At 64.2% G+C, this 12,328-nt stretch carries 13 protein-coding genes; 6 read left to right on the forward strand and 7 right to left on the reverse strand.

The window, feature by feature from the left end; genetic code table 11:
* The first annotated feature begins 89 nt into the window (after nt 1-89).
* Entirely contained in the window at nt 90-899 is an 810-nt protein-coding gene (locus QA649_RS15595) for a substrate-binding domain-containing protein (RefSeq protein WP_283024966.1), read from the forward strand.
* Here the strand turns inward: QA649_RS15595 and QA649_RS15600 are convergent.
* The 7 genes from QA649_RS15600 to hisC form a co-directional block, all read right to left on the reverse strand.
* Nucleotides 873-1,571, reverse strand: coding sequence for an ABC transporter permease (locus QA649_RS15600; protein WP_283024967.1), 699 nt, complete (start codon nt 1,569-1,571; stop codon nt 873-875). The genes QA649_RS15595 and QA649_RS15600 overlap by 27 nt on opposite strands.
* 209 nt (nt 1,572-1,780) lie before the next feature.
* Nucleotides 1,781-2,473 (reverse strand): MIP/aquaporin family protein, encoded by a 693-nt coding sequence (locus QA649_RS15605; protein ID WP_283024968.1) that lies wholly within the window; start codon nt 2,471-2,473, stop codon nt 1,781-1,783.
* The gene (gene arsC / locus QA649_RS15610; RefSeq protein WP_283024969.1) at nt 2,473-2,883 is read right to left on the reverse strand and encodes an arsenate reductase (glutaredoxin); all 411 of its coding nucleotides are present in this window, start codon (nt 2,881-2,883) and stop codon (nt 2,473-2,475) included. The genes QA649_RS15605 and arsC overlap by 1 nt, the downstream gene beginning before the upstream one ends.
* 10 nt (nt 2,884-2,893) lie before the next feature.
* Nucleotides 2,894-3,376, reverse strand: a complete 483-nt coding sequence (locus QA649_RS15615) for an ArsI/CadI family heavy metal resistance metalloenzyme (RefSeq protein ID WP_283024970.1) — start codon at nt 3,374-3,376, stop codon at nt 2,894-2,896.
* A 10-nt stretch (nt 3,377-3,386) separates the two neighbouring features.
* Nucleotides 3,387-3,731, reverse strand: coding sequence for a helix-turn-helix transcriptional regulator (locus QA649_RS15620; RefSeq protein WP_349254068.1), 345 nt, complete (start codon nt 3,729-3,731; stop codon nt 3,387-3,389).
* Between the two features lie 91 nt (nt 3,732-3,822).
* Nucleotides 3,823-4,875 (reverse strand): phosphate ABC transporter substrate-binding protein PstS, encoded by a 1,053-nt coding sequence (gene pstS, locus QA649_RS15625; protein ID WP_283024972.1) that lies wholly within the window; start codon nt 4,873-4,875, stop codon nt 3,823-3,825.
* A 93-nt stretch (nt 4,876-4,968) separates the two neighbouring features.
* Entirely contained in the window at nt 4,969-6,021 is a 1,053-nt protein-coding gene (gene hisC, locus QA649_RS15630) for a histidinol-phosphate transaminase (protein ID WP_283024973.1), read from the reverse strand.
* A 227-nt stretch (nt 6,022-6,248) separates the two neighbouring features.
* Between hisC and QA649_RS15635 the strand changes: the two genes are divergently transcribed.
* The 5 genes from QA649_RS15635 to QA649_RS15655 all read left to right on the forward strand — a co-directional run bounded on the left by QA649_RS15635 (nt 6,249) and on the right by QA649_RS15655 (nt 12,157).
* Nucleotides 6,249-7,727 carry an FAD-binding oxidoreductase gene (locus QA649_RS15635; protein WP_283024974.1) on the forward strand — a complete coding sequence of 493 codons (1,479 nt, stop codon included), beginning with the start codon at nt 6,249-6,251 and terminating at the stop codon, nt 7,725-7,727.
* A 232-nt stretch (nt 7,728-7,959) separates the two neighbouring features.
* Entirely contained in the window at nt 7,960-8,811 is an 852-nt protein-coding gene (locus tag QA649_RS15640; RefSeq protein ID WP_283024975.1) for a 3-hydroxybutyryl-CoA dehydrogenase, read from the forward strand.
* Nucleotides 8,812-8,949: 138 nt separating this feature from the next.
* Nucleotides 8,950-9,414: a group III truncated hemoglobin gene (locus QA649_RS15645; protein ID WP_283024976.1), complete on the forward strand. Its 465-nt coding sequence runs from the start codon at nt 8,950-8,952 to the stop codon at nt 9,412-9,414.
* A 245-nt stretch (nt 9,415-9,659) separates the two neighbouring features.
* On the forward strand, nt 9,660-10,313 hold the full coding sequence (locus QA649_RS15650; protein WP_283026034.1) for a Rieske 2Fe-2S domain-containing protein: 654 nt from the start codon (nt 9,660-9,662) through the stop codon (nt 10,311-10,313).
* A gap of 116 nt (nt 10,314-10,429) precedes the next feature.
* A complete protein-coding gene (locus QA649_RS15655; RefSeq protein WP_283024977.1) occupies nt 10,430-12,157 on the forward strand; it encodes a methanol/ethanol family PQQ-dependent dehydrogenase in 1,728 nt (575 codons plus the stop codon).
* Nucleotides 12,158-12,328 lie beyond the last annotated feature (171 nt).

The following is a 12,328-nucleotide window of genomic DNA, read 5'->3' on the forward strand; positions in this document are numbered from 1 at the left end:
CAATGTGAGTTGCACCGAATGTGGGGGTTCCTGTGGTGCGCTCTCAAGGTTAGCTTGGAACTCCCGGGCATCTGGTGTGAGGACGAGGCATGAAAAGAATAGTCGCCATCGGAGCAGTTCTGCTCTGGTCCACCATTGCATTCGCGCAGAATCGCACCATCACGGTGGCCTCGACGACGTCGACCGAGCAGTCGGGATTGTTCGGCCATCTGCTGCCGCTGTTCTCGAAGGCCGAGGGCATCGACGTGAAGGTCGTTGCCGTCGGCACCGGCCAGGCGCTGGACATCGGGCGGCGCGGTGATGCCGACGTGGTGTTCGTCCATGACAGGCCTGCCGAAGACAAGTTCATGTCGGAAGGGCAGGGCGTGAAGCGCTTTGACGTGATGTACAACGACTTCATCATCATCGGCCCGAAAAGCGATCCGGCGCAGATTGCCGGCAGCAAGGACGTCACCGACGCGCTGCGCAGGATCGCCGCGGCAAAGGCCCCGTTCATCTCGCGCGGCGACAAGTCCGGCACGCACGCAGCCGAACTGAGATTGTGGAAGGATGCGGGTGTCGATGTCAGTTCCGGCAAGGACAGCTGGTATCGCGAGATCGGCCAGGGCATGGGGCCCGCGCTGAACATGGCCTCGTCCTCGAACGCCTATCTGCTGTCGGATCGTGGCACCTGGTTGTCGTTCAGGAATCGCGGCGAGCTCGCCATCCTCACCGAGGGCGACAAGCGGCTCTTCAACCAGTATGGCGTCATGCTGGTCAATCCGGCCAAGCATTCGAACGTGAAGGCACAGGATGGGCAGGCCTTCATCGACTGGCTGGTGTCTCCGAAGGGACAGCAGGCGATTGCCGGCTACAAGGTCGGCGGCGAGCAGCTATTTTTCCCCAACGCGGCCAACTAGCAAGAAGGCGACGGTCGACACCGCAACGCTCAGTGCGAGCAGGATCAGCCCGAGACCCAGCGCCAGCGGCAGGTCGCCCTTGCTGGTCTCCAGCGCGATCGCGGTCGTCATCGTGCGCGTAAAGCCGCGGATGTTGCCGCCGACGATGATGATGGCGCCGACCTCCGCGATGGCGCGGCCGAAGGCCGCGAGAAAGGCCGTCAGCAGCGAGGTCCGTCCCAGCGCGAGCAGGAGCGCCATGCTGCGCAGGGCCGACAGACCGTCGATCCGCGCCAGATCGCCATACTCCGCCCAGAGCAGGCTCGCCGGCCGATGCACCAGCGCCACCACGATCGGCGTGGCGAGCAGCGTCTGCGCGATCACCATGGCGGTAGGCGTGAACAGCAGGCCGGCGGCCCCGAGCGGGCCGGACCGCGACAGCAGCAGATAGAGCGCGAGCCCGACCACGACCGGCGGCAGGCCGAGCAGCGCATTGGTCAGCACGATGATGATTTGCCGTCCGCGGAAACGGGTGATCGCAAGCAGGGCGCCAAACGGTGCGCCGATCAGCAGCGCGACGATGCTCGCGGTCAGGCTGACGCGGACCGACAATGCGACGATGCCGAGAAGCTCGGCGTCGGCCTCGCCGATCAGCGTGAAGGCGGCGCCGATGGATCGCGCGAAGTCGTTCATCCGCGCCTGAACTTCGGGTTTCGGCCGTATGCCTCCGGGGCATCGATGTCGAGGTTGCAAAAGCGCGTCACGGGCGGTCCCTGCAAATTTCGCCGTCTGGAGCAAAGCAGCGAGCCATCGCCCGCCATCGAAGGCGATCACAGCATACTCGGCAGGAGCGTTTTGAAAACCCGATTCATCCGGCTGCAAATGCCGCAGCCGTCCCGGCGTCAGGATGCGTGCAGCTGGGCATTCTGCTTCGCCCGCGCGCCGCCCCAAAGCCAGCACGCAAGCGGAACGGCGAGAAGCGCGCCGACGAGCTGCGCAGCGATGAAGGCCGGCACGCCCTGCGGGGCGATGCCCGCGAAGGTATTGGACAGCGACCTAGCGATGGTGACCGCCGGATTGGCAAAGGACGTCGAGGCCGTGAACCAGTACGCCGAGGTGATGTACAGGCCGACCGCGTAAGGCACGGCGGGTTGTGTTCGGGACGCGACGCCGAAGATCGTCAGCAGCAGGCCGAAGGTCGCTGCGGCTTCGGCAAGCCATTGTCCGGCTCCGGTACGCTGCGTCAGGGAAAGCTGGAGGACCGGAAGCTCGAACATCAGATGCGCGATCCATACGCCGGCGATTGCGCCGGTGGTCTGTGCGGCGACGTAGATCGCCGCATTGCTCCAGGCCATCTCGCCGCGCAGGGTGAAGGCCAGCGTCACCGCCGGATTGAAATGGGCGCCCGACACGGAGGCGAAGGTGAGGATCAGCGAGACCAGGATCGCGCCGGTGGCGATCGTGTTGCACAGGAGCGCGAGCGCGATATTTCCGCCCGAAAGCTTCTGTGCCATGATCCCCGAACCGACCACCGCGGCAAGCAGGAAGGCGGTCCCGAGCCATTCGGCGAAGGCACGGCGCGCCAGCCCTGGCATCAGGCGCCGCGCTCCAGCCGGACCCGCTCGCCGTCTTCCTTGACGAACTCGCCCTGCTGCGCCGGCAGCAGATCCAATACCAGCTCCGACGGGCGACAGAGTCTTGCGCCTTTCGGCGTGACCACGATCGGCCTGTTGATGAGGATCGGGTGCGCCAGCATCGCATCGAGAAGCTGGTCGTCGGTCAGCGCGGCGTTGCCGAGCCCGAGCTCGGCATAGGGCGTGCCCTTTTCGCGCAGCAGCTCGCGTACGGAAAGCCCCATGCGCTGGACGAGCTGCTGCAACATTGCCCGCGACGGCGGCGTCTTCAGATACTCGATCACATGCGGCTCGATGCCGGCGTGGCGGATCATTGCGAGCGTGTTGCGCGAGGTGCCGCAAGCGGGATTGTGGTAGATGATCGCGTCCATGGCTGGATCTTCAGCAGCAGGCCGACGATTGCTTCGGCGCCGCCTGAGGCGCGCAGCAGGCCGATTGCTTTTCTGCCTGCTTGGCATGTGCAACCCGCGCGCCGTTCTCGCCGGTGCCGTCGCCGTAGTCGGTGCTCTCGCCGGTGGTGTGGAATGTCTCCCAGGCGATGCCGGCGGGATCGTCAATCCAGGATTTCTCCGATTTCGCGTAGCAGCAGGTCGTCTCGCCCTGTTCGATGATGTTGCCGCCAGCCTGACGCAGCCGCGCATAGACCTCCTGGAGCTCGTCGCCGGTCTCGACCTGGATGCCGAGATGGTCGAGACCGGGCTCGCGTCCGCGCGTCGAGATCGCAAAATTCACGCGAGGGTCTTCGAGCATCCATTTGGCATAGTCGGATTTCACGACCGAGGGCTCGCTCGCGAACAGGGCCGAGTAGAATCGGATGGAGTGAGAGAGGTCCTCGACGGACACGTGAACGTGCAGGCGCTTCATGCTCTTCCTTTCAGGCTGGCACTCTGTTGCGCTTGCGCGCGGGCTTGCAGGCGGGGGCCGGCGTGCATGACGTTCCGCCACAGCAGTTCTCGGTGAGGAAGCCGACGAGCGCGTTCATGGTCTCGAACCGCGCCGCATAGATCATTGAGCGCCCCTCGCGCCGCACGGTGGCAAGGCCCGCCATCCGCAGCCGGTCGAAGTGAAATGTCAGCGTGTTCGGCGCGAGATCCAGCGCCTCGGAGACCGCGCCCGCCGCCATGCCGTCAGGTCCGGCCTGCACCAGCAGGCGGAACACGTCGAGGCGGTTGTCCTGGGCAAGCGCGGCGAGCGCCGCGACGGCGTCCATCTTTTCCATATTTCAACGATTATTGAAATAATGGCGCGCTGTCAATCGGGTCGAGGCTATTCGCCGTCAATCTCGATCGACGCCAGGTCCGGGAGCAGTCTCAGCGTTTGGCGGTTGCCGACGCCGAGACGGTGGAGGCGTCGAGGTTCTGCTGCCAGTAGCGTTCGATCTGCCCGATCAAGGCGGTGGGCAGCGGAACGTAGTTCAACGTTTCGGCCTGGGGCTTGCCATTCTCCAGCGACCAGCGGACGAAGTCGATCACGCCTGCCGATCGCTCCTGTGATTTCGGCGTCTTCGGCATCAGCACGAAGGTGGTGGCCGTGATCGGGTAGGCATCTTCGCCGGGTGCGTTGGTGAGCACGAGATGGAAGTCCTTCTCCGCCTTCCAGTCCGCGCTCGAGGCTGCCGCCTGGAACGAGGCGGCATCGGGGACGACGAAATTGCCGGCGCTGTTCTGCACGATGCCAAACGAGATTCGATCCAGCCGCTGCAGCGCATAGGTGTATTCGAGATAGCCGATCGCGCCTGGGACCAGGCTGACGAGCGAGGCGACGCCGTCATTGCCCCGGCCGCCGAGGCCAAGCGGCCATTCGACCGAGGTGCCTTCGCCCACGCTTGTCTTCCATTGCGGGCTGACCTTCGAGAGGTAGTTCGACCAGTTGAACGTGGTCCCGGATCCGTCGATGCGATGGACCACCGTGATCGGCGCATTCGGCAGCCTGATATCGGGATTGATCGCGCGAATGGCCGGATCGTTCCAGGATTTGAGCCGGCCGAGATGGATGTCGGCGAGCATCTGGCCGGTGAAGCGTATCTGGCCGGGCTTGACGCCGTCGATATTGACGACAGGCACGACGCCCCCGATCACGATCGGGAATTGCATCAAGCCGAGCCTATCCAGCTCTTTGGGATCGAGCGGCATGTCACTTGCGCCGAAATCGACGGCTCCTGTCTTGATCAGGCCGACACCGGTGCTCGAGCCGACCGCTTGATAGTTGACGATGTTTCCGGTCCTGGCCTTGTACGCGTCGATCCATTTCGCCATCACGGGCGAAACGAAGGTTGAGCCGGCTCCTTCGATCTCGGCGGCGAGGCTTTGCGTGGCGACGAGCAGAGCGGCGAGGATGATGGGGAGCTTGATGGGTTTCGTCATGTGCGCGACGCTAACAGGTCGCGCACCCAGCCGATGTGGCTTATGTCACAAAAAGGTCGCAGAGCGCCCGGCGTGCGCCCGGAAAAGCCTTGGTCAGAACAACCCGCGCAGGACCTCAATCAGCCGGCCGCACTGCTCATCCGTTCCGACCGTGATGCGCAGGAAGTCCTCGATGCGCGGCTTCTTGAAATTCCGGACCAGCACGCCGCGCTGGCGGAGTGCGGCCGCGAGATCGGTACCGCTCCGGCTGCGATGACGTGCGAACACGAAGTTCGCAAGCGAGGGCAATACCTCGAAGCCAAGTTGCCCGAGATCGCGCGCCAACACGTCGCGGCTTGCGATGATACGGGCGCGGGTCTCGAGGAACCATGCGTCGTCCTCGATGGCGGCGACGGCGCCGGCGATCGCGAGACAGTCGACGGGATAGGAGTTGAAGCTGTCCTTCACCCGCTCCAGCGCCTCGATCAGCGGCCGCTGGCCGATGGCAAATCCGACCCTGAGGCCCGCGAGCGAGCGCGACTTCGAGAAGGTCTGGATGACCAGCAGATTGTCGTGGCGCGCAACGAGCGGCACGGCGCTCTCGGCGCCGAAATCGACATAGGCCTCGTCCACCACCACCAGCCGGTCCGGATTTTCCGCGAGCAGTGCGGCGATCGCCTCGCGCGAAAGGGCGATACCGGTGGGCGCATTGGGATTGCAGAGCAGGATGGCGCTCGACGGCCGCCTGTAGCCGGCGATCTCGATCCTCATCGCGGCATCGAGCGGCACTTCGTCATGCGCTATGCCATAGAGGCGGCAATAGACCGGGTAGAAGCTATAGGTGACGTCGGGAAACAGAAGCGGCCTATCGTGCTTCAGGAGCGCCTGGAAGGTGTGGGCCAGAACCTCGTCCGATCCGTTGCCGACGAACACCTGCTCGGGCGCAACGTCACTATGGGCCGCGATCGCCTCGCGCAGGCGTGTGGCGTGCGGGTCGGGATAGAGGCGCAGCCGCTCCGCAGCGGACGCGATCGCCGTCAGCACGCGCGGCGAGGGCGGATAGGGATTCTCGTTGGTGTTGAGCTTGACGACGCCGTCCTGCTTCGGCTGCTCGCCCGGCACATAGGGCGAAAGCGTTTGGACGACGGGACTCCAGAAGCGGCTCATGATCTCCAATCCGGGTTGATCCGGCACACTAGGGGATGCGGGGCCTCGGCGGAAGGGCACTTTCCGTCGGCATGCTCGGCAGATCCGCGCGGGCCACATGTCGGGCGACGTTCCCCCAAGCGCGGCCTTCATGCTAGCCTCATCGTGCAAACGCAAGACCTGAAAACAACAAAGAAGGGGCCGGCGCAGCCCAAGGCTGCGCAGAGGAGCCGCAAAGAGAGGAACAGATGCCGGGTGCTGCCCTTGTCACCGCTCCCTCCATTCCGACCGCGCCCGTGACCCCAGCCGTTCTCGACCGCCTGCGAGTCATCTTGGGCGACAAGGGCCTGATCCTGGATGAGCACGACAAACGGCCGTTCGTGACCGACTGGCGCGGCGAGCTCGCAGGGCAGGCTGCAGCGGTCGTGCGACCGGCCAGCACCGCGGAAGTCTCCGCGGTCGTCAAGCTCTGCCACGACAACGGCATTGCCATCGTGCCGCAAGGCGGCAACACCGGCCTGATGGGTGGTGCCACGCCGTGGCCTGCGCACCGCGGCATCCTGCTCTCGCTCGGCCGCATGAACCACGTGCTGCATGTCGATCCCGTCGGCTACACCATGACCGTGGAGGCGGGCTGCATCCTCCAGACGCTTCAGGACATCGCCGCGCGCCATGACCGCTTGTTTCCGCTCAGCCTGGGCGCGCAGGGCTCGTGCATGATCGGGGGTAATCTCTCTACCAACGCCGGCGGCGTGCAGGTGTTGCGCTACGGCAATGCGCGCAATCTGGTGCTGGGTCTCGAGGTCGTCTTGGCCAACGGCGATGTCTGGGACGGGCTGCGTGCGCTCAAGAAGGACAACACCGGCTACGACCTCAAGCACCTGTTCATGGGCGCCGAAGGCACGCTCGGCATCATCACCAAGGCGGTGCTGAAGCTCTGGCCCACGCCGAAGGACGTCTGCACGACATGGCTCGCGATCCGCGATCCCAGTGCTGCGATCGAGCTCCTGTCGGAGGCGCATGCCGCCTCCGACGACAATGTCAGCTCCTGCGAGCTGATGAGCCGCGCATGCATCGATATGGTGCTGCGGCATATTCCCGGCGCCCAGGATCCTCTCAAGGCGGAGACCGATTGGTATCTCCTGCTCGAATGGTCGTCGGCCCGCCCGCGGCAGGACGGCGGTGCAGGCATGTCGGACAGGATGGAGCAGTTTCTGGCTGATCAGCTCGAGGCGGGCCGGGTGCTCGATGCGGTGATCGCGCAAACCGAAACGCAGTCGCGCAACATGTGGCGCATTCGCGAGAGCGTGGCCGAGGCCTCACGCGCCGAGGGGCCCGGTCTGAGCTACGACGTGTCGGTCGCAATCTCCCGGATTCCCGAATTCATCGACAAGGGCCTGAAGTCCGCGCTCGACATCCTGCCGACGATCCGCCCTTATCCGCTCGGCCACATCGGCGACGGCAATGTGCACTTCTCCTTCATGGGTCCGAAGGGCATGGATCGCGCCACGCTCGGCCAGTATTCCCCGGCGATCACACGGGCCGTCAACGACCTCATCACCTCGATGGGCGGCTCGATCTCGGCCGAACACGGCATCGGCATCGAGAAGCTCGACGAGCTCCAGCACTATCGCTCCAGGACCGAGCTCGACATCATGCGCACGATCAAGCGGGCGCTCGACCCCGACAACATCATGAATCCGGGCAAGGTGCTGCGTCTCGGGTGAGATGAGGGGCGGCGGAGGCGGGATGTGGCGCAAACCCGGGCAAAAACAGGCTCCAACGGTGCCAAATCATGCCTTTTCGCCGCGGACGAACGGCTTTATTCCCTCCTTGGATGCTTTAAGGAAGGGGCAGGATCAGGTCGCAGGCGTCCCTTGGCGGTGCTAGACCCTGATGCAGAAACAATGGGGCCGGGCCGGTAGCCGGCTGGCCCGCTAGGATGAAGGATATGAGGCAATGATCCAGAGCGTTGGCATCATCGGGGCAGGCACCATGGGGAACGGTATCGCGCAGATCTGCGCGGCGGCCGGGCTCTCGGTCGTGATGGTCGACATCTCCGACGCGGCGGTGAACCGCGGCCTGTCGACCGTTGGCAGTAGCCTCGAGCGCCTGGTCAAGAAAGAGAAGATGTCGGCGGCCGACCGTGAGGCGACGCTCAAGCGCATCACCGGCACGACCGACCGCGCGAAGCTGTCGGATTGCGACCTCGTCATCGAGGCTGCAACCGAGAACGAGGAGCTCAAGGTCAAGATCCTGAAGGATCTCTGCGCGACGCTGTCGCCGCGCACGCTGGTTGCGACCAACACCTCCTCGATCTCGATCACCAAGCTCGCGGCGGCGACCGACCGCCCCGATCGTTTCATCGGCATGCACTTCTTCAACCCGGTGCCGGTGATGGCGCTGCTGGAATTGATCCGCGGCCTGCAGACCTCCGACGACACGCACGCCAAGGCGCTCGATTTCGCCCAGCGCGTCGGCAAGGTGGCGATCACCGCCAAGAACAGCCCGGGCTTCGCTGTCAACCGCATCCTCTGCCCGATGATCAACGAAGCGATCTTCGCGCTCCAGGAAGGCATCGCGACCGCGGAAGAGATCGACGCCGGCATGAAGCTCGGCTGCAACCACCCGATCGGACCGCTGGCGCTCGCCGATCTCGTCGGCCTTGACACCATGCTCTCGGTCATGGAGGTCTTTTACAAAGGCTTCAACGATCCCAAATATCGGCCAGCGCCGCTGCTCAAAGAGATGGTCGATGCCGGCCATCTCGGTCGCAAGACCGGGCAGGGTTTCTACACTTACAACGCCTGATCAAGGCGTCGGCGGCGGGCGTCGAGCGTCCGCCGCCAGATCCCGCAATTTGCGCTGCGACAAAGACGCCGCGCGCGATTGGCCCGACAATGTCGAACGGGCGGCCTTGCGGGAACAACGGAACGGAAAACAAAGGACATGTCGGATCGACTGAAGGCCGAGCGCGAAGCTGCGGCTGTGCGACGGAACCTGTTGACCCAGGATGCGATCGAGCGGACCGGGATCACTGAGGAGATGATCGGGGAACTCGTCACCCGCTTTTACGGGCGCGTGCGCGAGGACGCGCTGCTGGGGCCGGTGTTTGCGATCGTGCAGAATTGGGACGAGCATCTCGCCAAGCTTAGGGATTTCTGGTCGTCGGTCGTGCTGATGAGCGGCCGCTATCATGGCTCGCCGATGCGGGCGCATCTGCCGCTGAGCCTGGTCGGCGGCCATTTCGATCGCTGGCTCGATCTGTTCGAACAGACCGCACGCGAAGTCTGTCCACCTCCGGCGGCCGCGCTCCTCATCGACAAGGCGCGTCGCATCGCCGACAGTTTTGAGATGGCGTCGGCAACTGTTGCAGGCCGCATCGCTTCACCGCGTCACGTGCTCAGGTCGTGAATACAAAATGCGTGCCTGAGAAACGTGCAGCACGCATCGCGTGATGGCGCGTTGCACCAATTCCTGTAGCATCGGTCTGATCTGCAAAATCATCATGCTGTTCGCGCAATGCGAAGTAGAATTTGCGAAAACACGCTTGCTCGCGTTCATTCTCATTCAATCAACGCGAGCAAAGCCATATTGATGCACTGCGGTGCCAAGTCTTCGCCTTGTTTTCGGCAGAGTTCCAGCGCCTGCTAGCGGGCATGGCTTGCGCATCGTTCAACACCACATCTTCACCCTCCGAGAGTGCTGCGGAACCTGAAGTTGACGCGGGCACCGAGCAGACGCGGCGAACGCTGTTGCTCGGTGCACTCGCCACCACCGCATGCCTCGGCTGTTCCACTCAGGCGCGCGCCGGCGAGGATGCGCCCGGCTCCGACGAACGGCCTCAGAAAGGTGACGTGCTCGTCTTCTCCGAAGGCGACCGGGAAGGAAAGCCGGTCACGTTGGCCGATCTGGCGGCCGGCGGGCCGCCGGTGCATGCCTGGCCCAAGGATCCCAAGACATCGGTGGTGCGCAGTGCATCCCGGCTCAACGAGATCCTGATCATCCGCCTCGATCCCAACGAGCTCGACGAAAAGACCCGTGAGCGTGCCGTCGATGGCATCCTCGCCTATTCGGCGATCTGCTCGCATGCCGGCTGTCCCGTCACCGCCTGGGTCAAGAGCGATGTCGGCGACAAGGAGGTGTTCAAGTGCATGTGCCACAACTCCGAATACGATCCTCGCGCGGGCGCACAGGTCGTGTTCGGACCGGCGCCGCGGCGGCTCGCGGCGCTGCCGCTCGCGCTCGCTGATGGATCGCTCAGCGTCGCCGGCAACTTCATCGGAAAGGTAGGTGGCGCGCAGCCTGGATGATGGACGGTGCGGGGTATGCCCGCGTCACGAGAGGCCGCATCCGCCGACGGGCGGACGACGGGACGAACGACAAGAATTCACAACAAGAATTCAAACGGATGAAAAGGGGAACGTCCATGACCAGGAAGCAATGGTACCTGTCCGGCTTCGTCGCCTTCACCTGTCTTGCCGCGACCGCCGCAATCGCCGGTCCGATCGAGAGCTACACGCCGGTCACCGCGCAGCGGCTGGAAAATCCGGAACCCGCCAACTGGATGCTCTACCGGCGGACCTATGACGGGCAGGGCTACAGCCCGCTCGACCAGATCAACGCCTCGAACGTGAAGAATCTCACGCCGGTCTGGACCTTTGCCACCGGCGTGGTCGAAGGCCACGAGGCGCCGCCCATCGTCAACAACGGTGTGATGTTCGTGGCGACCCCGATGGGGCAGGTGATAGCATTGAACGCGAAGACCGGCGACGAATACTGGCGCTACAAGCGGCAACTTCCGGATGATCTGTTCCAGCTGCATCCGACCAGCCGCGGCGTCGGCCTCTGGGAGGACAAGCTCTATCTCGCCACCACCGACGACCACGTCGTCGCGCTCGATGCCAAGTCCGGCAAGGTGGTGTGGGACACCAAGGTGCAGGACTACAAGAAGGGCCAGTACATGACGCTGATGCCGCTGATCGTCGACGGCAAGGTCATCGTCGGTGGCTCAGGCGGCGAGTTCGGCGTGCGCGGCTATGTCGCCGCTTTCGACGCCAAGGACGGCAAGGAGTTGTGGCGGACCTACACCATCCCCGGCGAAGGCGAGCCCGGCCACGACACCTGGCAGGGCGACGACTGGAAGAACGGCGGCGGCTCGGCCTGGATGACCGGCAATTACGACAAGGACACCAAGACGATCTATTGGGGCGTCGGCAATGCGGCGCCATGGCCCGGCGAGACTCATCCCGGCGACAATCTCTACACCTCGTCGGTGCTCGCGCTCGATCCGAACAACGGCAAGATCAAGACCTATCACCAATATCACCAGAACGATTCCTGGGATTGGGACGAGGTCGAGGCGCCGATGCTGATCGACCTGCAACGCGATGGCCGCAACATCAAGAGCCTGGTCCATCCGGGGCGCGACGCGATCTTCTGGGTGCTCGAGCGCACGCCGACCAAAATCAACTACGTCGCCGGCTGGCCATTCGTCTCGACCGATGTCTGGAAGGGCATCGATGCCGAGAGCGGCAAGCCGATCGTCGATCCCGCGCATAAGCCGGTGATCGGCAAGCGGGTGGAGTTCTGCCCGTCGCTGTGGGGCGGCAAGGATTGGCCGTCGGCGGCCTATAGCGAAAGGACCAAGCTGGTCTACGTGCCCGCCAACGAGAACTTCTGCGGTGGCTTCACCGGCGAGAAGGTTGCGCTCAAGCCGGGTGAGCTCTGGCTCGGTACCAAGCCCGAAGACATCGGGCTGAAGACAAAGCCCGGCGCCGATCATTTCGGCGAGCTGCAGGCGTGGGATCCCGTCACCGGCAAGAAGGTGTGGCAGCACAATTTCCCGAAGTCGCAGCTGTTCGGATCGGTCACGGCAACCGCGGGCGATCTCGTCTTCGCTGGCGGCACCAACGACCGCAACTTCCGCGCTTTCAACGCCAAGACCGGTGAGCTGTTGTGGGAGCAGAAGACCAACTCCGGCATCATGGGCATGCCGGTGTCCTATGAGGTCGACGGCATCCAGTACATCGCGATCCAGTCGGGATGGGGCGTGGACGCGCAACGTATCCAGGATGCGCTGGCGACCAACAACATCGGCATCGAGGCCAACGTGCCGCAGGGCGGCGTGATCTGGGTGTTCGCGCTGAAGAAATAGCTCCGCGGGCGGATCGACGAAGGCGGAGCAGCAGGGGGGTGGCGAATGCGGCGGACGGCAACGTCCGCCGCATTTTGCGTGGGCCTTCTTCCTTCTCCCCTTGTGGGAGAAGGTGGCATAGGCGGCCTTCGGCCGCCGTACTTGAGAACGCCGAAGCCAAGCTTCGGCTAC

The sequence above is a fragment of the Bradyrhizobium sp. CB1717 genome (genome assembly GCF_029714325.1).
GTDB lineage: Bacteria > Pseudomonadota > Alphaproteobacteria > Rhizobiales > Xanthobacteraceae > Bradyrhizobium.